General features: G+C 67.4%; 18 protein-coding genes. 4 read left to right on the plus strand and 14 right to left on the minus strand.

Annotated elements, in window-relative coordinates:
* The first annotated feature begins 21 nt into the window (after nt 1-21).
* Both QFZ83_RS21970 and QFZ83_RS21975 read left to right on the plus strand, forming a co-directional pair.
* The gene (locus QFZ83_RS21970; protein ID WP_307510069.1) at nt 22-582 is read left to right on the plus strand and encodes an isoprenylcysteine carboxylmethyltransferase family protein; all 561 of its coding nucleotides are present in this window, start codon (nt 22-24) and stop codon (nt 580-582) included.
* Nucleotides 582-884, plus strand: a complete 303-nt coding sequence (locus QFZ83_RS21975; RefSeq protein ID WP_306880096.1) for a hypothetical protein — start codon at nt 582-584, stop codon at nt 882-884. The genes QFZ83_RS21970 and QFZ83_RS21975 overlap by 1 nt, the downstream gene beginning before the upstream one ends.
* A gap of 64 nt (nt 885-948) precedes the next feature.
* Here the strand turns inward: QFZ83_RS21975 and QFZ83_RS21980 are convergent, their stop codons facing one another.
* Entirely contained in the window at nt 949-1,566 is a 618-nt protein-coding gene (locus QFZ83_RS21980; RefSeq protein ID WP_306880097.1) for a flavin reductase family protein, read from the minus strand.
* Between the two features lie 97 nt (nt 1,567-1,663).
* Here QFZ83_RS21980 and QFZ83_RS21985 point away from each other — a divergent pair, with 97 nt between their 5' ends.
* Nucleotides 1,664-2,617, plus strand: coding sequence for an SAM-dependent methyltransferase (locus tag QFZ83_RS21985; RefSeq protein ID WP_307510071.1), 954 nt, complete (start codon nt 1,664-1,666; stop codon nt 2,615-2,617).
* Nucleotides 2,618-2,682: 65 nt separating this feature from the next.
* On the opposite strand, the gene QFZ83_RS21990 is transcribed toward QFZ83_RS21985, so the two are convergent.
* From QFZ83_RS21990 to QFZ83_RS22010, 5 genes are all read right to left on the minus strand, one after another.
* Nucleotides 2,683-3,018: a DUF3325 domain-containing protein gene (locus QFZ83_RS21990; RefSeq protein ID WP_307510074.1), complete on the minus strand. Its 336-nt coding sequence runs from the start codon at nt 3,016-3,018 to the stop codon at nt 2,683-2,685.
* A 12-nt stretch (nt 3,019-3,030) separates the two neighbouring features.
* Nucleotides 3,031-4,710: a PepSY domain-containing protein gene (locus QFZ83_RS21995; protein WP_307510077.1), complete on the minus strand. Its 1,680-nt coding sequence runs from the start codon at nt 4,708-4,710 to the stop codon at nt 3,031-3,033.
* Between the two features lie 34 nt (nt 4,711-4,744).
* Nucleotides 4,745-5,041, minus strand: coding sequence for an iron uptake protein (locus QFZ83_RS22000; RefSeq protein WP_307510081.1), 297 nt, complete (start codon nt 5,039-5,041; stop codon nt 4,745-4,747).
* 116 nt (nt 5,042-5,157) lie between these two features.
* Complete coding sequence (locus QFZ83_RS22005) at nt 5,158-6,450, minus strand: aminotransferase class V-fold PLP-dependent enzyme (protein WP_307510084.1); 1,293 nt, start codon at nt 6,448-6,450, stop codon at nt 5,158-5,160.
* 8 nt (nt 6,451-6,458) lie between these two features.
* Nucleotides 6,459-7,355: an amino acid ABC transporter substrate-binding protein gene (locus tag QFZ83_RS22010; protein ID WP_307510086.1), complete on the minus strand. Its 897-nt coding sequence runs from the start codon at nt 7,353-7,355 to the stop codon at nt 6,459-6,461.
* A gap of 137 nt (nt 7,356-7,492) precedes the next feature.
* On the opposite strand from QFZ83_RS22010, the gene QFZ83_RS22015 reads away from it, so the two are divergent.
* Nucleotides 7,493-8,395 (plus strand): LysR family transcriptional regulator, encoded by a 903-nt coding sequence (locus QFZ83_RS22015; protein WP_307512793.1) that lies wholly within the window; start codon nt 7,493-7,495, stop codon nt 8,393-8,395.
* A gap of 54 nt (nt 8,396-8,449) precedes the next feature.
* On the opposite strand, the gene QFZ83_RS22020 is transcribed toward QFZ83_RS22015, so the two are convergent.
* The 8 genes from QFZ83_RS22020 to QFZ83_RS22055 are packed head-to-tail and all read right to left on the minus strand — an operon-like array spanning nt 8,450 to nt 17,244.
* On the minus strand, nt 8,450-9,928 hold the full coding sequence (locus tag QFZ83_RS22020; RefSeq protein WP_307510089.1) for an amidohydrolase family protein: 1,479 nt from the start codon (nt 9,926-9,928) through the stop codon (nt 8,450-8,452).
* Entirely contained in the window at nt 9,925-10,842 is a 918-nt protein-coding gene (locus tag QFZ83_RS22025) for a MurR/RpiR family transcriptional regulator (RefSeq protein WP_307510092.1), read from the minus strand. The genes QFZ83_RS22020 and QFZ83_RS22025 overlap by 4 nt, the downstream gene beginning before the upstream one ends.
* 10 nt (nt 10,843-10,852) lie before the next feature.
* On the minus strand, nt 10,853-12,166 hold the full coding sequence (locus QFZ83_RS22030) for an amino acid deaminase (RefSeq protein ID WP_307510094.1): 1,314 nt from the start codon (nt 12,164-12,166) through the stop codon (nt 10,853-10,855).
* Complete coding sequence (locus QFZ83_RS22035; protein ID WP_306880110.1) at nt 12,163-13,143, minus strand: ABC transporter ATP-binding protein; 981 nt, start codon at nt 13,141-13,143, stop codon at nt 12,163-12,165. Before QFZ83_RS22035 ends, QFZ83_RS22030 begins: the two co-directional genes overlap by 4 nt.
* A complete protein-coding gene (locus tag QFZ83_RS22040; RefSeq protein ID WP_307510097.1) occupies nt 13,140-14,186 on the minus strand; it encodes an ABC transporter ATP-binding protein in 1,047 nt (348 codons plus the stop codon). The genes QFZ83_RS22035 and QFZ83_RS22040 overlap by 4 nt, the downstream gene beginning before the upstream one ends.
* Nucleotides 14,186-15,025 carry an ABC transporter permease gene (locus tag QFZ83_RS22045; RefSeq protein WP_307510100.1) on the minus strand — a complete coding sequence of 280 codons (840 nt, stop codon included), beginning with the start codon at nt 15,023-15,025 and terminating at the stop codon, nt 14,186-14,188. Before QFZ83_RS22045 ends, QFZ83_RS22040 begins: the two co-directional genes overlap by 1 nt.
* A 3-nt stretch (nt 15,026-15,028) precedes the next feature.
* Nucleotides 15,029-15,982, minus strand: a complete 954-nt coding sequence (locus QFZ83_RS22050; protein ID WP_041943365.1) for an ABC transporter permease — start codon at nt 15,980-15,982, stop codon at nt 15,029-15,031.
* 5 nt (nt 15,983-15,987) lie between these two features.
* On the minus strand, nt 15,988-17,244 hold the full coding sequence (locus tag QFZ83_RS22055; RefSeq protein ID WP_307510102.1) for a lactonase family protein: 1,257 nt from the start codon (nt 17,242-17,244) through the stop codon (nt 15,988-15,990).
* Nucleotides 17,245-17,251: the final 7 nt, after the last annotated feature.

Genomic DNA, 17,251 nt, shown 5'->3' on the forward strand with positions numbered 1-17,251 from the left:
GCCCGTGTAGATTCGGCCGCCATGCTCTTCTGGTTCCAGATCTTCCTTTTCGTCGCCGGCACTGCCGCGCTGCTCTATGTCTCGCGCGGGCCGCTGCAGCAGCCCGGCTCGCATGGCTTCTATCGCTTCTTCGCGTGGGAATGCATGCTGGTGCTGATCGTCGTAAACCTGCCGGTGTGGCATGTCGATCCGTTCTCGGCAACGCAGATCGTCTCGTGCGTATTTCTCGCGCTGTCGATCTGGCTGCCGATCCACGCGGTGCGCCTGCTCAAGGCACAGGGCAAGCCCAGTGATGCGCGCAACGACGATCCGGCCCTCTACGGTTTCGAGAAGACCTCCTCGCTTGTGACCTCGGGCGCCTTCCGCTACATCCGCCACCCGATGTACACCGCGCTGATGCTGCTGGCCTGGGGCGCCTTTCTCAAGCAGTTCACCTGGCTCACGCTGGCGCTGGTGCTGGCGGCCACGCTGCTCTTGGTGCTGACGGCGCTGCGCGACGAGAAGGAATGCATCGCGCATTTCGGCGACAGCTACCGCGACTACATGCGCGGCACGCGGCGCTTCATTCCGTTCCTCGTGTGATGAGAGCCGCAACCGTGCATCGGGTCGTGCTGGCACTCTGGGCTGCGGTTGCACTCGTCTCCCTGGGCGGATGTGTGTTGGCGCCCGCCGTCGTGCGCGCCTCGCAGCAGCCGTATCACAACAGGATGGATGCGCTCGAAGAGCGCTACGTGCAACTGCGGGCCGAGCGCAAGAACCTGGTCACTGCGCTGGAGGGCGTCTCCGCGGAAGAAGGCGCGCCGCAGCGGGAGCGACTGGCGGCGGTGAACGCTGAAATCCGGGAGGTTGCCTTGCAGCTCGATCTGCCGGTCTCCAACAAGTAGCTGCCCCTTGTGGCGCATCCTCGTGGCACCTGCGCCGCGCGAGCCTGGCGCATCACCCTGAGAGTCAGAGTTGCACCGGCGGCAGCGGCCGCGCATCCACCGCCTCGCCATCGACGATGAAGTGCCCACCCGCGACGTGATGCAGCGTGCGCAGCTCGTTGTGGCCGGTGAAGTTCCAGCGCCCGTCGGCGAACACGCGCGCATCGGCCTGTGCGGCGATCACCTCTCCGAGGAAGAGGTCGTAGCGCTCCTGGATCGGCGGCTCGGGCAAGAGGCGGCATTCGAGCCATGCGGCGCAGCCTTCGAGCAATGGCGCATCGGTCGCGGTGCCTGCGAAGGTCTGAAGGCCGTAGGCCGCGAACTTGTCGCGTCCGGACTGTTCGACGATCTCGCGGCCCGAGCTGTTGCCCAGCGCTTCGGTCAGGTCGAGCTGCGCGCGCACCGGCACCTGCAGCGCGAAGGTGCCCGCGCCTTCTAGCAGCACGCGCGTCCAGGTGCTCTTGTCGAGCACCACCGCCACCTTGGGCGGATCGAAATCCAGCGGCATCGCCCACGCGGCCGCCATGATGTTGCGCTGGCCGCCGTGCGCCGCGCTCACGAGGACCGTGGGGCCGTGGTTGAGCAGGCGGTAGGCCTTGGCGAGCGGGACGGGGCGGCGATGCGAAGACGAGGAGGCGTTCATGAAGTCGTCGGAAAATGAAGCAGGAACTGAGGCCGAAGCGGCGGCAAGCGTCGCACAAAGCCCGCCCTTCGTCATCTTCTGCCCGGAGCGCCCCTTCATGGAACCCTCGAAAGCCAGCTACACCGCCCTCGTCACCTCGCTGATGCGCGCGGTTCACACGCGCAGCGATCCCGCACCGCTGCTGAACGACCCGTGGGGCGACCGCCTCGTGCCCGAGGCGGTGCAGGCCGGCCTGCGCGAGCGGGCGATGGCACGGCTGGACCCCGCACTGCGCGCCGAAGCCGCGCCCGCCAGGGTGCTGGATGCCGCGATGCGCGCGAACGCGGCCTATCCCGGCGTCATCCTGCGAAGCCGCTACACCGAAGACATGCTGGAAGCCGCGGTCGCGCGCGGCATCACGCAATACGTGCTCATCGGCGCGGGCTTCGACAGTTTTCTCTGCCGCCGCCCGGCCTGGGCCGAAGGCCTGCAGATCTATGAAGTGGACCACCCCGCGACGCAGCAACTGAAGCGCGAGCGCCTGCGGCACTGCGGCATCGCCGAATCGGATGCGGTGCATTTCGTGGCGGCGGACCTGTCCGAAGAGACGCTGCAGTCGGCGCTCGCGCGCTCGCCCTTCGATCCGGCGCAGCCGACCTTCTTCTCGTGGCTCGGCGTCACCGTGTATCTCACGCGCGAAGCGAACCTCGCAACGCTGCGCGCCATCGCTTCCATCGCCCCTGCGGGGAGCGAGCTGGTCTTCACCTACATCGACGAAGCGGCGCTGCAACCCGGCCATGTGGGCACCGAGGGGTTCCGCAAGCTGCGCAGCGATGTGTCGGGCGTCGGCGAGGCCTTTCTCTCGGGCTTCGATCCAGCAACGCTCGCTGCGCTGCTGCTGGAGACCGGTCTGGTGCTGACGGAGGACCTGGACGGCGAACAGACCGTGGTCCGGTACGACGCGAAGGGCGTCAACGGCCTGCAGCGGGCGGGCGCGGGGCACATCGCCCATGCACGCGTGAATGACCGCGTAAAGCCTCGTGCGGTCAGCGCTGCGCCGCCTGCCGCCTGACCTCGCTCGGGCTCCCGCCCGTGGTCGCGGAACAGGCACTGTCCGCTCGAAGAAGCCGCCTCGGTCTACGACCGGCCGGCTTCTTCCCGCGCGGTGGTCGCAGGAATCCACATCACCAGCGGACGGAGCCAGCGCGGGCGCCAGCTCAGCGTGAAGGTCACGACCAGCGCCGCACCGGCGAGTGTCATGAACCAGACCAGCGAGGCCATCGAGACGTGGTCTGCGCCCAGGCACAGCACGAGCGATGCGACCACGCAGGCGGCCCCGAGGATGCGCAGGAGCCGGACCATGCGCGGCGAGCACTGCGCATCGGAGCGCACCTGCTCCCAGTGCACATCCATGGACAGCGCGAGGAAGCCCGCGGCGGCAATGCTGGTGACCATGGCGGCGAAAAGGAGCATGGCGTCGGTCAGTCAGGCACGGGCGGCCGAGGTGTTGGCGTCGGGCGCGAATCGGGCGGAGGCGACCATCGCCGCATCGGCACGGCGCTTGAGCATGCGCGCGGCCACCACGGCCAGCGCGGCGCTCGCGATGAGGGACAAATCGACGCCCGCCACCGGCCAGTAACCGGTGCCGATGGTGCGCAGCAGGTGGTCGCCGGTGGTGACCCAGTTGAGCAGCACCGCGGCCACCGCCATCACGGCCACGGCCCAGCACTGCTCCGCCCAGGCGGGCGACAGGCGGCCTTCGGCGGTCGGCGCGGTACGCCAGATGCCGTGCGCGAAGGCCAGCAGCCACGCGCCCAGGAAGATGCCCTTCTCCCAGCTGCCACGCAGCGGCAGGGTGTCGGGCAGCAGGCGGTTGCCGATGAGCATGGCGAAGGTCGCGACCAGGAGGCCGGTCACCGTCGCGACCGCGCAGGCATCGACCCAGCGCGCGCCGCTCACGCCCTGCTTGGCGTGCTGGCGCTTGCGCTTTTCCACGAAGAAGATGAAGCCGGTGGCGATGCAGGCGCAGCCCGAGAGGCCGCCCAGCACGTACAGCCAGCGCAGCAGCCAGTGCTCGAAATGCTGCAGGTGCAGGCCGGTGAGGAAGTCCACGATGCCGGCCACGACCGTCGGCGGCGGGTCTTCGCGGATCAACTCGCCCGTGGACCCCTTGAAATGGATGCCTTCGCCGGTGAGGGTGACGCGGTCGCTGCCCGCGCGATAGACGCTCACATAGGCGTTGGCATCGTTCACATGCTGCACCACGAGCATGCCGACCTCGCCCGCCGCGTCACGTGCGGCCCAGCGCCGCTTGGCCTCGGCCACCATCGCATCCACCGACGCCAGCGTGCCGGGGACGCCGGCGCGGTCGTGCGGCAGCCCGGTCTTTTGCGCGTCGAGTTTTTCGTGCAGCTCGTGCAGCGGCTCCAACTGTGTGTGCGTGACCGGGAAGTAGACGCCCGCGAAGACCACCAGGCCCGACAGCGCGAAGATGAAATGGAACGGCAGCGCCACCACGCCCGTCAGGTTGTGAAGATCGAGCGCGCTGCGCTGCGTGTGCTTGGCCGGACGGAAGGTGAAGAGCTCGCGGAAGATCTTGCGGTGCATCACCACGCCGCTCACCAGCGCCGCCAGCATCACGAGCGCGGCGAGGCCGACGATCCAGGTGCCCAGGTTCAGCCAGTCCAGATGCAGGCTGTAGTGCAGCGGGTAGAAGAACTCGCTGCCGAGCTTGAGCCGGTCGTCGGGCAGCGCCTTGCCGACGCGCGGGTCGATGGTCCGGTTGCCGAAGACGCTGTCTTCAGGGTCCTTCGCGTTGGGAAGCGTGAAGTTCGCATACAGGCTCAGCACCGGATCGCGGTGGGTGGTGTAGGCGGTCCATTGCTTGGGGCTGAAGCTCTCGGCCATCGGCCCGTTCACGCGGCTGCGCGCCTGATCGATGCTCTCGGCGGTGGGTTTGATGTCCTGGAAGATGGGCAGCAGCATGCCGTCGAACGACGGCATCGGCTGCGGGTCGAAGCGGGTCTCGGGGATCGCCCAGCGGTCGATCTCGCGGTCGAACACCGACAGCGAGCCGAAGAAGAAGACGACCATCAGAACGAAACCGAGCGTCAGGCCGAACCAGGTGTGCAGCCAGGCCATGGACAGCCGGAAGTTCTGATTCACGGGAAAGCTCCTGGAGAAAAAAGATCGGCTCTGCTCAGAGCAGCGCGAGCTGCACCAGCGACGCTGCGCCCGTCATGACGAGCCCACCGCCCAGCAGCACGAGCCACACGCGCATGAGGCTGCCCGCCGCAAAAGCCCAAAGGAACGCGACCAGGAACACGAGAAAGGCCAGCATGCTGCTGAGAGACTCGGCGTCGTGGAACGGCATGCCGGCGCTGAACAGCAGGCCGACGCCCAGCGCGATGAAACCCCAGCAGAAAACGTAGCTGCCCAGCACGCCGGCAGCGATGCGGGAGACGACGTGGACGGCGGAGGCAGCGCTACGGGCCATGGCTTGGACGGGATCGAAAGAACGGACCAAATGAGAACGGCTCGCATTATCTTCGATGCGAGCGGCGATCCGGTCGATCAACCCTACGGCGCGGCCTTGGATACCCCAAGGCCAGATCACACGGCAGCCGCGATCTCCTGCGTGACCTTGAGAAACCGCTCCACATCGGCCATCGAATGGCAGTGCAGCGGCGAGACGCGCACCGTGCCTTCGAGCCCGAAGGATTCGAGCATCCGCTTCGAATAGATGCTCGTCGCCACGCGCTCGTACACCGTGACGCCGCGCTTGCCGTACTCGACCACCGCCTGCGTGCAGTCGATGCGGTCGAAGCCGATGCCCAGGATCAGGTCGCGCTTCGTCAGGTCTTCGTGGTCGAGGAACACCTCGACGCGGCGCATCTCGCGCAGCCCGGTCGCATTGCCGGTGCCATCGAGCAGCGCGGCGAGCAGCGCGCGCTCGTGCAGTTCGATGCGGCCGATGCCTTCGACAAACAGCGCACGACGCTCGGTAGCGTCGGTGAACTGGCCGCCGATCCAGCAGACGTAATCGACGATCTCCGTGAGCGCCGCGAACTGCCACGGCGCGGAGCTGCCCAGGTCCCAGTAATCCGGCTTCTTGCCCGCGAGCTTGTGGTGCGGCAGCACGGCCGCGCGGCCGGACATCCACGAGAGCCCCGAGCCGCGGCAACCGAAGAACTTGTAGGGCGCGAGGTTGATGCCGTCCACCGGCGTCTTCTCGAGGTCGATGAGGCCGTGCGGCGCATGCTGCACCGCGTCCACGAGGATGTAGAGGTCAGGCTTGATGGCCCGCGCGCGGCGCACGATCTCGGCCATGTCGAGCTTGGCGCCCGAGATGTTCGAGGCGTAGATCACGTTGAGGAGGCACGTGTCCTTGTCGACGAGGCGAACGATCTCTTCCACATCGACGCCGCCCGTCACCGGGTTGCTCTTCGCCACGCGCAGCTCGCGGCCGAGCCGGTCGGCGTAGAGACTCATCGCATCGAACGCCGACGGATGTTCGAGCACCGTCGTGACCATGTTCGTGCCCGGCACGTTCTCGGCCACCGCGCGCACCATGTCGAACATGGCGCCCGAGGCGGTGAGCGAGGCATAGACGCTTCCGCCGCGCGCATTGAGGATGGTGCGCAGGTCGTCACCGGCCTTCGCCTGGATCTGCTGCAGCTCGACGGCGGTCGCGTGGATGCGCTCGGCGTTGTCGGGAATCGCATCGACCTCTGCAAAGCGCTCGGCCGCGGCTTTCAGGCGAAACGAGCCGCCGGCGTTGTCGAAGTACAGGCGTTCGTGGCCGTGCTGGTCGCGGTCCACGAGGAGGAAGCGCGACTTCACCTCGCGCATCAGCGCATCGGAGAACGCGAGACCGCGGGGGCGGTTTTCAAGGGTGGTCGCCATGTGTGTGCTCAGACGCCCTTGTTGTTCGGGTTCTTGTAGATGTCGCGCACCGCGTCGGACATCGGGAAATTCAGGTTCGCGTTCTTCGGCGGAATCGGCGACATGAACCACTTCGCATAGAGCTGCTCGATGGCGCCCGACTTCATGAGGCCGGTGACCGTTTCGTCGACCAACGCCTTGAACTGCGGATCGTCCTTGCGCAGCATGATCCCGTAGGGCTCCTGGCGCAGCGACTCCTTCAGGAGCTTGTATTCGCCCGGGTTGGTGGCGCTGGCGATCATGCCGGCGAGCTGCACATCGTCGAGCACGTAGGCGTCGGCGCGGCCGGTCGAGAGCAGCAAGAAGCCGTCGGAGGTGTCCTTGCCCGCGATCTCGTTCACTTCGATCGTGCCGCTCTTGCGCGCGCCGCGCAGCAACTGGATCGAGGTGCTGCCCGAGACCGTGGCCACGTTCTTGCCGTTCAGATCAGCCAGTGCATTGATGCCCGAGCTCTTGCGCACCGCGGCGGTGATGTTGGTGACGAAATGGCTCGGCGCGAAATCGACCTGCGCCTGGCGCTGAGTGGTGTTGGTGGTGGTTGCGCAGTCGAGGTCGACCGTGCCGTTCTGCAGGAGCGGAATGCGGTTGGTCGAATTGAGCATCGTGTAGCGCACCTCGATCTTCGCGAGGCCGAGCTTGGCCTTCACCGCATCGACGATCTTCAGGCAAATGTCGTTGGTGTAGCCGATGGGCGCGCTGTCGGCGCTGAGCTTGTAGGAGAACGGGATCTGGCTGTCGCGCGCGCCGATCTGGATCGTGCCGCTCTCCTTGATCTTCTGCAGCGTGCCGCCGTCCTGTGCGCTGGCGGCGCCGCAGGTGAAGGCGATGGTGAGTCCCAGGGCGAGGGGCAGGTTGAAGAAGTCCATGGCGTGTATTCCTTGGTTTGCAGTGAGGGGTGAGCTGGGCGAATCTTCTGCGCCTCGATGAATTTCTAAAAGCGATTTTTTGTGATCGAATTGCATGAAGAAAAGCGTTCTTTCAGCGCCCGGAGACTTCCACCGTGATGACCTTCAAGCAACTCGAAGCCCTCTACTGGATCGGCCAGCTCGGCGGCTTCGCGCAGGCCGCGAACCAGCTGCACACCTCGCAGTCCGCCGTCTCCAAGCGGGTGCACGAGCTGGAGCTGCTGTTCGACACCGAACTCTTCGACCGCAGCCAGCGCAGCGCGCGCCTCACCGAAAAGGGCGAGGAGATGTTCGTGCTCGCCAAGAAGCTGCTGGAGCAGCGCGATGCGGCGGTCGAGCAGTTCGGCAAACCCGGCGTGGTGGAGCGCCGCATCCGCATCGGCGTGACCGAACTCACCGCCATGACGTGGCTGCCGCGCCTCGTCGGCCTGATCCAGCAGCACTACCCCAAGGTGATCCTCGAACCCGACGTGGACGACAGCCTGCAGCTGCGCGACAAGCTCCTGGTCGATGCGCTCGACCTGGTCATCGTGCCCGACACCTTTGCCGACTCGCGCATGCAGAGCAAGGTCATCGGCAAGGTGAAGAGCGCGTGGATGTGCAAGCCCGGCGTGGTGCAGACGACGGGCACCGTGCGCCTGCACGACCTCGCGCGGCACCGCATGCTGGTGCAGGGCAACAACTCGGGCACCGGGCGCGCCTACGACGCGTGGATGAAAGACCAGGGCGTGCAGCCTTCCAACGTGATCGTGGTGAGCAACCTCGTCGCGCTCACCGGGCTCACCGTGTCGGGGTTGGGTGTGAGCTACCTGCCGCGCGAATGCCTCGCGCCGCTGGTGGCGGCCGGCATGCTGTCAGTGATCGAGGTCACGCCGCCGCTGCCGGTGGTGCGCTACGTGGCGATGCACAAGGGCGAGCACCGCAGCGCGCTCACCTCGTCGATCGTGATGCTGGCGCAGGAATGCTGCGATTTCACGCGGATGTTCCAGGCGCAGGATTGAACGGCAGGGACGTGTGGGGGCAGCTTTGGTCGGGGCGCGAGCCCGCGCAAGGCTTCAGCGCCCGCGCGTGAGCATCCGCCCCGCGCGCGCCAGCACCTTCGCTTCGCCCTCGCCCCCGCGGTACGCCAGCACGCCGTTCACGAACACGCGTTTGACACCTTCGCTCACGCCGTGCGGCTTGTCGTAGGTCGCGGTGTCGGCGATGGTCTCGGGGTCGAACACCACCACGTCGGCCATCGTGCCGACGCGCAGCAGGCCACGGTCGGCGATGCGCAGGTTGCGCGCGGTCATGCCGGTCATCTTGTGAACGGCCTGTTCCAGCGTGAACAGGCGGCGCTGGCGCCAGTAGCGCGCGAACACGCGAGGGAACGCACCCCACAGGCGCGGATGCGGATGACGGTCGTGCGGCAAGCCGTCGCTGCCGATCATGGTGAGCGGGTGCGCGATGACACGCTCCACATCTTCTTCCTGCATCTGGAAGTAGCAGGCGCCGCCGGGCTTCAGCCGCACGCACGCCTCTTGCTCGGTGGTGCCCCACTCGCGCGCGATATCGGAAAGCAGCCGACCTGTCATCTCCGGATGCGGATCAGACCAAGTGAGCAGCACGTCGATGACGCCGTCCACCAGGTCTTCGCGCAGCACGGTGGAGCCGGCCACGTAGGGGTACACGTCCATCGCGATCTGCTGGCGCTGCGCGAGCGATTCGATCAGCGGCAGCGTCTCTTTCGTGCGGCCCCAGTTCGCGGGGCCGGCGCACTTGTGGTGCGAGATGACCAGTGGCACGCCCGCGTTGAAGGCCGAGTCGCCGGCCTCGTGCAGCGCCTCGATGATCTGCTGCATCTCGCTGCGCAGGTGCGTGGCGTACACGCCGCCATGGCGCGCGACGACACGGGCGAGCGCGGTGACCTCTTCCGCAGGCGCGGCAAAGGCTTCTTCATAGAACAGGCCCGACGACATGCCGTGCGCCCCATCGGCCATGCAGCTGTCGAGCAGCGCTTCCATGCGCGCGAGCTCATCGCCGCTCGCGGGCCGGTCGAGCGCTTCCATCGTTGCAAAGCGCAACGTGGTGTGGCCGACGAGCGCGGCCACGTTGAGCGCGGGCTGCGTGGCATCGACGGCGGCGCGGTACTCGGCCATCGTCGCGTGCTTGAACGAATCGGCACCCAGCAGCGTGAGCGGTGGTTTCGATTGCGGCGTGCGGTAGGGAGCGAGCGAGATGCCGCAGTTGCCCGTCACCACGGTGGAGATGCCCTGCGACACCTTGGGCAGGCACAGCGGATCGCGCAGCACGATCGCATCGTCGTGCGTGTGCGCGTCGATGAAGCCGGGCGCGATGACCTTGGCGCGGCAGTCGATCACCTCGACGTCGGCGAGCGTGAGCCCTTCGGGCAAGCGCCCGCGCAGGCCCTCGCCGAGCGCGAGGATGCGGTCACCCTGCAGCAGCACATCGCCGGGCCACGAGGGCCCACCCGAACCGTCGACCACGAGGCCGGCTTCGAGCAATACGGCTTTCACGGCTTGAGGGTCGCTCACGATGCACGTCCTCCTTTTTCGTCGTTGATGCCGCCGCCGTCCCAGCTTTGCAGTGGGTGCGTGGTCGCGTCGATGCCGTGGCGCTGGAAGGCTTCGCGTGCGCGCTGCAGGCGCTGCACCGCCGGTTCGCCGCGTCGTTGCGCGACCAGCACCGTGAGGATCTCGATGGCGGTGAGGTGCGTGAGATACGCGTCGATGCCCACGTGCATCACCGCATCGTCGGGCACGGAGAGGCCCAGCAAAAAGTCGGCTTTCGCGGCGAGCGCTGTGCCCGGCCGCGTGAGCGCAACCACCTTGGCGCCCTGCCCGCGCGCGATGTCCACCGCGTCCAGCAGCGAGGGCATGCCGCCCACGTGCGAGATCGCGATGACCACGCCGCCCGGCCGCTGCGCCGCGCCGGCCACCTGCTGCAGGTGGTAGTCGGCCCAGGCGTTCGCCGAGAGGCCGAGGCGGAACAGCCGCGCCTGCAGATCGTTGGCCATGAACCACGAGGTGGCGCCCGCGCCGTACAGGTCCACATGCGGCGCGGCCGCGATGGCGGCCACGGCGCCGTCGAGCACCTGCATGTCGAGCTGGCCGCGCACGCCCGAGACAGAAGCCGCGGCGCTGCGCGCGATCTTTCCGACCACTTCGTCGGCCGCGTCCTCGATGTTGACGCGGCGGTGCAGCGGCGAGCCGCCGAGCGCGAGCTCCTGCGCGAGCGCGAGCTTGAACTCGCGCAGGCCTGCAAACCCGAGGTCGCGGCAGGTGCGCATGATGGTCGGCACCGAGCTGCGCGAGCGCTCGGCCAGTTGCTCGAAGCTCTCTTCCAGCACGCGGTCGGGGTCTTCGAGGATCAGGTCGAGAATCGCGCGCCGCGTGGCCGGGGCGCCGCTGCGAATCTCCGCGATCTTCCGGAGCAGGGAGGGGGTCATCGTTGCGATTTCAGAAATGCATGGCGACGGCGTCGCTCACGCTGTAGTCGTTCTCGACGATGGGCATCCAATGCCATTTGTCGAAGGTGGTGCAGGGGTGCGAGATGCCGAGGCCGACGCGGTCTCCGACCTTGGGCGCATCCGCTTCCTCGTTCGCATCCCAGCGCAGGTACGCGTGCTGGTCGTTGAGTGCGGTGATCTTCCAGCCGGCGGGCACGGCCTCTGCTTCGAGCGCCCCGCGTGCCGCGCGTCCGATAGGCACGGGCATCGAGAGATCGAACGAGATGTCGCGCTTGCCGACAGCAAGGATCGCAAGGCCCGGCTCAGGACGCGATTGCACCGTGGCCCAGACCTCCATGGCGGGGCGCAGGCTTTCGCCGCAGTCGCAACCCAGGCGCTCGTCCACCGCGCTCACCATGCGCTTGTAGAAGCCGTGGTCGTGCGTGACGTAGCAACCCGAGCGCAGCAAGCCCCGTACGGGAGAACCCAACGCGGGCTTCAGGCGTCCGGCCACGAGGTCGAAGATCGCCGAACCGCCGGCCGAGACCAGCACCTCGTCGGTCTCGAAGAGCTTCTGCGTATCGCAGTGGCGTGCGATGGCTTCGACGCGGTCCATCAGCGTGTTCGCATATGCGGTGTCGGGCTCGCTCACGCCGGTGGCGCCCTGCCCTTCGTAGGTCTCAATGCCGACGAGCTTGACCGCGTCGCTTGCGCGCAGGCGCGTGGCGAGCGTCACGGCCTCTTCGTGCGTGCGGCAACCGGTGCGCGCGCCTTCGACGCCGATCTCGATCATCACCTCGAAGGGCACGCTCGCGGTGTGGCGCTTGGCCCAGTCCTCGATGAGCGCGAGCTGCGCGAGCGAATCCACCAGGAACACGACGCGCAGACCCGCATTCGCGCTCAGCAGCAACTGGATGCCCGCCAAGTCTTCATCGCTCACCACCTGGTTGGCGATGAGCGTGCGGCGCGCGCCGGCCGCCACGCCCACGGCCAATTGCGTGACGGTGGCGAAGGTCAGGCCCCACGCGCCCGCATCGAGCTGGCGCTGGAAGAGCTGTGGCGACATGGTCGTCTTGCCGTGCGGCGCAAGGTCGATACCCCATTCGCGCACACGCGACTGCATCCACGCGAGGTTGTGCTCCAGCGCCTCGCGCTTGAGCATTGCGAGCGGCAGCGGCAGGTCGCCGGCCAGCACGTTCCAACCGGCGGCACCGACTTCGCTGCGCAGGCGTGCCGGCTGGGTGCGCGGGTAGCCCTTGAAGTTGCTGCCCAGCAGCGGGTCGGTGAAGTTGGCTTTGGTAGCGGTGTCTGTCATGGTCGTCATGCGGCGATGTTGGAGAGCAGTTCCTTGCGGATGCAGGCGCTGTAGTGTCCGGGAGAAATTTCGTCGAGCGGCGGCACGGTCTGCGCGCAAGCCTCGATGGCGTGCGGGCAGCGCGTGCGGAACACGCAGCCCGAAGGGGGAGAGATGGGGCTGGGGATGTCGCCCTTCAGGGCAATGCGCTCGGTCGCGAGCGTCGGATCGGGCTTCGGGCTCGCAGCGAGCAGCGCCTGGGTGTACGGGTGCGAAGGCCGCGCGAAGAGCTCGTCGGTCTCGGCCACTTCCATCACCTTGCCCAGGTACAGCACCACCACGCGGTCGCACAGGTACTCGACCACATCGAGATCGTGCGAGATGAAGAGCATGGTCAAACCCAGGCGCTCGCGCAGGTCGGCCAGCAGGTTGATGACCTGCGACTGGATCGATACGTCGAGTGCGGACAGCGGCTCGTCGGCCACGATGAACTCCGGCTCGACGGCAAGCGCCCGCGCCACGCCGATACGCTGGCGCTGCCCGCCCGAGAACTCGTGCGGAAAGCGGCTCGCATGCTCGGCGCGCAGGCCGACGGTCTCCAGCAGTTCGGCGATGCGCTTGTCGCGCGCCGCTGCCCCTTTGTGCAGCCCGTGCGTCGACAGCGCCTCACCGAGGATCGCGCTGATGCGCATCTTCGGGTTCAGGCTCGCGTACGGGTCCTGAAAAATGATCTGCAGCTTGCTGCGGAGCTTCCGCATGCGCTCGCCCGAGAGCGCGCCGATATCGTCGCCGCGATAGAACACTTGTCCTTCTGTGCGCTCGACCAGCCGCAGCACGGTGCGGCCGATGGTGCTCTTGCCCGAGCCCGATTCGCCGACGAGGCCCAGCGTCTCGCCAGGCTGGATCGCGAACGACACGTCGTCGACCGCGCGCACGGGGCGATCGCTGCTGCCGAAGTATTTCTTCAGGCCGCGGACTTCGATCAAAGGAGAAACAGCAGCGGTCATGCGACCCTCGCAAGTTGGGCTTCGGGCTGCACGCGAATGCAGCGGGCCTGGCGGTCCTGGCGGATGTCGATGAGCGGGGGAATCGCATCCTTGCAAGCCGGCAGTGCATGGTCGCAGCGCGGCTCGAAGGCGCAGCCGGGCGGTGGCGCGAGCGGGCTCGACACCTGCCCGCGGATCGCAAAGAGGCGCTTGGGCTTGGGTTGGCCCGGCAATCTCGCCTTGCCCGGCAGGCAGGCCAGAAGGCCCTGTGTGTACGGATGCTCCGGCTGCGCGAACAGCGGCCGCACCGGCGCGCTCTCGACCACGCGGCCCGCATACAGCACCACCACATCGTCCGCATGGTGCGCGACCACGCCCAGGTTGTGGGTGATGAAGAGGATGCTCATGCCCGTCTCGGCCTGCAGGCGCCGCATGAGTTCGAGGATCTGCGCCTGGATGGTCACGTCCAGCGCGGTCGTGGGCTCGTCGGCGATCAACAACGTCGGGTCGCAGGCCATCGCGAGCGCGATCATCACCCGCTGGCGCATGCCGCCCGAGAGCTGGTGCGGGTACTCGTGGATGCGCTGCGCCGCCGCAGGAATCTCCACCAGCTCCAGCATGCGCAGCGCATGCGCGAGCGCCGCCTTGCGGTCCAGCCCCTTGTGCAGTCGCACGCTCTCTGCAATCTGCTCGCCGATGGTGAAGACCGGGTTCAGGCTGGTCATCGGCTCCTGGAAGATCATCGACAGCTGGTTGCCGCGGAGAGACCGCATCTCGCGCTCGCCGATCTGCAGCAGGTCCAGCGTCTTGCCTTCGCGCGTGACGAACGAAGCGCTGCCGCTGACCTGCGCGTTCGCGGTCTTGGGCAGAAGGCGCATCAGCGTGAGGCTGGTGACCGACTTGCCCGAGCCCGACTCGCCGACCAGCGCGGTCGTCTTGCCCGGCTGGATGGAGAAGCTCACATCGGCCACCGAGCGGATCAGGCCGTCCTCGGTGGGGAAGCTGGTGCTCAGGTTGCTGACCGTGAGGCGTGGCGCGTGTGGCGTGTTGTTGGCGTTCGTCATCACGAGGTCTTCTTGAGCTTGGGGTCGAGCAGATCTCGCACGCCATCACCGAGCAATTGCAGCGAGAGCGCCGTGAAGATGATCGCGAGGCCCGGGAACAGCACCACCCAGAAGGCCTGGTGCGCGTACTGCTGGCTGCCCGCAACCATGGTGCCCCAGGTCGGGATCTCGGGCGGCACGCCGACGCCGAGGAACGACAGGCCCGCCTCGGCCAGGATGGCGTAGGCAAAGATGAAGGAAACCTGCACGAGGATCGGCGACATCAGGTTCGGCAATATGTGCCGCCACAGGATGCGCGAGGTGCGAACGCCCAGCGCACGCACCGCTTCGACGAACAGGAGTTCCCGCACCACGAGCGTCGAGGCCCGCACCACCCGCGCCACGCGCGGCGTGTACACCAGCACCAGCGCGAGCACGGTGTTCATGAGCGAAGGCCCGAGGATCGCCACCAGCGCGATGGCCAGCAGGATGTCCGGGAAGGACATCATCGCGTCGACCACGCGCATGAGCGGGGCGTCTAAGCGCCGGAAGAAGCCGGCCATGAGACCCAGCACCGTGCCGGCGACAACCGCGCCGAGAGCAGTGAGCGCGGCGATGGCGAGCGAGTAGCGCGCGCCGTGCACGATGCGCGAATAGAGGTCGCGGCCCAGTTCGTCGGTGCCGAGCAGGTGTTCAGCGCTCGGTGCCTTCAGGCGGTCAAGCACTGCGGTGTCGTTGGGGTCGATGGAGGCGAACAGCGGCGCGCCGATGGCGAGCACGGCAATCACCAGCAGCACCAGCGCGGAGACCATCACGATGCGGCGGTGCATCAACTGGCGGAGCATTCTTGGCATCTGCACGGCTCAGACCTTCACGCGAGGATCGACCACGGCATACAGCAGGTCGATCGAGAAATTGATGAGCACGTAGATCGCGGCAATCACGAGCAGCGCCCCTTGAATGACGGGGTAGTCGCGCCGTAGCACCGCACTCACCACGAGGTTGCCGACACCGGGCAGGCCGAACACCGTCTCGGTGATGACGGCGCCACCGATCATCAGCGCGACCGTCAGGCCGATCACCGTGACGATGGGCACCAGCGCATTGCGCAGCGCATGCTTGAGCACCACCTTGCTCTCGCTGAGGCCCTTGGAGCGCGCGGTGCGCACATAGTCTTCACCGAGCACATCGAGCATCGAGGCACGCGTGAAGCGGATGATGAGCGCCGAGTTCAGAAGGCCCAGCACCGTCGCCGGCAGTACCAGCGCATGCAGCCGCTCCATGAACGGCGCATCGGGCGCGCCGTAGCCCGAGACCGGGAACCAGCCGAACGACACCGCGAAGATCTGGATCAGCACGATGCCCAGCCAGAAGCTCGGAATGCTCGCGCCGAGCATCGCGATGCCGGTGAAGAGCTGATCGACCACGCGTCCGCGGAACACGGCCGAGACGATGCCGCAGGGAACGCCGATCAGCGCCGCGATGGCCACGGCCATGAGCGCGAGCAGCGTGGTGGGCTCGGCACGCTCCCACAGCGCCTGTGTCACGGGGCGCTGCAGAAAGATCGAGGTGCCCAGGTTGCCTTGCAGCACTTCGCGCAGCCAGTAGCCGAACTGCACGGGCAGCGGTTTGTCGAGGCCGTAGTCCTTCTGCACGCGCGCGATGTCGGCGGCGGTGGCCTGGTCGCCCAGCAGCACCGAGACCGGATCGCCCGAGGCGGCGCGCGTGAGCACGAAGACCAGCACCGCCACGATGGCCAGCACGATGAGCATGCCGCCCGCGCGGGAGGCGATGTAGCGGAGCGAAGCACTCTTCATCTTCATCACGACGAGAACTCGATGGCCGCCGCGCTGCCGACGGCCACGTACTGGCCGGTGAACTGGATGTCGCCCTTCTTCACGCGGAACACCGTGACGTTGTCGCCCTGCTTGTTGTGGCACACATAAAGAAAGCGCCCGCTCGGATCGAGCGTGCAGCTGCGCGGATAGTTGCCGCGCGTCCACTCCTCGCGCACAAGCGTGGGCGCGCCGGTGCGGGCGTCGATCTTGAAGAGCGAGATCGAATCGTGCAGGCGGTTGAGCGACACGAAGTGCTGGCCGTCCGGCAGCATGCGGATGCCCGAGGCGTAGCTGGTGCCCTTGAAGCCGGCCGGCAGCGCCGAGGTTTCGCTCACCAGCGTGAGCACGCCGGTGGCGCCGTCGTAGCGCATGAAGGCGATGGTCGAGGCCTCTTCGTTCACGAGGTAGAGCCACTTGCCGTTCGGATGAAAGACGAAGTGGCGCGCGCCCGAGCTTTCCGAAACTGCGACGGTGCTCGGCTGGCTCAGCACGCCGGTGATGCGGTCGAAGCGGTACGAGATCACGCGGTCCAGCCCCAGGTCGGCGACCAGCACGAAGTTGCCGGTCGGGTCGCTGTGCACCATGTGTGCATGCGGGCCGTCGTGGTCGCTCGTGGCAAAGCCTTCGTGCGAGCGGGCCGCGGCCGGCACCACGTCGGCGCCGGGCTTGCAGGGCGTCGCGCCGCAGGCGGCCGCGTCCTTGTAGACAACGGCGGCAACATCCGAATCGAAGCCGCCATCGGCGCGCAGCGCGATCACGCTGACATCACCGCTCGCGTAGTTGGCAGTGAAGAGAAAGCGCCCATCGGGATGCACGCTGATGTACGCGGGGTCCTTGCCGCCGCAGGCCATCTCGGCCACGAACGACAGCGCGCCATTGGCGCCAATGCGGAAAGCGGAGACCGAGCCCGCCTCGAACTCGTTGGCCGCATAGAGCATCGGCAGCTTCGGATGCCGCGCGAGCGATGCGGGGTTGCGCAGCTTGGCATCGCTGCCCGTGCTCGCGACGGCGGGCGGCGCGCCCGAAATGGGCTTGAGCGCGCCGGTCGCGCCGTCCATCACGAACTGGTGGACGCCGAGGCCGCGCCCGCCGCGCCACGGCTTGCCGCCGTCGCTGTAGGTGCCGACGTAGGCGTACACAGGGCCGGACGTTGCGGCCTGTGCGGTGGAGGCCGTAAGGCCGAGGGCTCCGAGACCGGAGGCCAGTGCGCTGGCTTGCAGAAGTTGGCGACGCGATGGCATGGCGGTT

The sequence above is a fragment of the Variovorax sp. W1I1 genome (assembly GCF_030815625.1).
Taxonomy (GTDB): Bacteria; Pseudomonadota; Gammaproteobacteria; order Burkholderiales; family Burkholderiaceae_C; genus Variovorax; species Variovorax paradoxus_C.

Coding starts and splice junctions, on each gene's coding strand:
- QFZ83_RS21970 (WP_307510069.1), top strand. CDS start 22: ATGCTCTTCTGGTTCCAGATCTTCCTTTTCGTCGCCGGCACTGCCGCG.
- QFZ83_RS21975 (WP_306880096.1), top strand. CDS start 582: ATGAGAGCCGCAACCGTGCATCGGGTCGTGCTGGCACTCTGGGCTGCG.
- QFZ83_RS21980 (WP_306880097.1), bottom strand. CDS start 1,566: ATGAACGCCTCCTCGTCTTCGCATCGCCGCCCCGTCCCGCTCGCCAAG.
- QFZ83_RS21985 (WP_307510071.1), top strand. CDS start 1,664: ATGGAACCCTCGAAAGCCAGCTACACCGCCCTCGTCACCTCGCTGATG.
- QFZ83_RS21990 (WP_307510074.1), bottom strand. CDS start 3,018: ATGCTCCTTTTCGCCGCCATGGTCACCAGCATTGCCGCCGCGGGCTTC.
- QFZ83_RS22000 (WP_307510081.1), bottom strand. CDS start 5,041: ATGGCCCGTAGCGCTGCCTCCGCCGTCCACGTCGTCTCCCGCATCGCT.
- QFZ83_RS22005 (WP_307510084.1), bottom strand. CDS start 6,450: ATGGCGACCACCCTTGAAAACCGCCCCCGCGGTCTCGCGTTCTCCGAT.
- QFZ83_RS22010 (WP_307510086.1), bottom strand. CDS start 7,355: ATGGACTTCTTCAACCTGCCCCTCGCCCTGGGACTCACCATCGCCTTC.
- QFZ83_RS22015 (WP_307512793.1), top strand. CDS start 7,493: ATGACCTTCAAGCAACTCGAAGCCCTCTACTGGATCGGCCAGCTCGGC.
- QFZ83_RS22025 (WP_307510092.1), bottom strand. CDS start 10,842: ATGACCCCCTCCCTGCTCCGGAAGATCGCGGAGATTCGCAGCGGCGCC.
- QFZ83_RS22030 (WP_307510094.1), bottom strand. CDS start 12,166: ATGACGACCATGACAGACACCGCTACCAAAGCCAACTTCACCGACCCG.
- QFZ83_RS22035 (WP_306880110.1), bottom strand. CDS start 13,143: ATGACCGCTGCTGTTTCTCCTTTGATCGAAGTCCGCGGCCTGAAGAAA.
- QFZ83_RS22040 (WP_307510097.1), bottom strand. CDS start 14,186: ATGACGAACGCCAACAACACGCCACACGCGCCACGCCTCACGGTCAGC.
- QFZ83_RS22050 (WP_041943365.1), bottom strand. CDS start 15,982: ATGAAGAGTGCTTCGCTCCGCTACATCGCCTCCCGCGCGGGCGGCATG.
- QFZ83_RS22055 (WP_307510102.1), bottom strand. CDS start 17,244: ATGCCATCGCGTCGCCAACTTCTGCAAGCCAGCGCACTGGCCTCCGGT.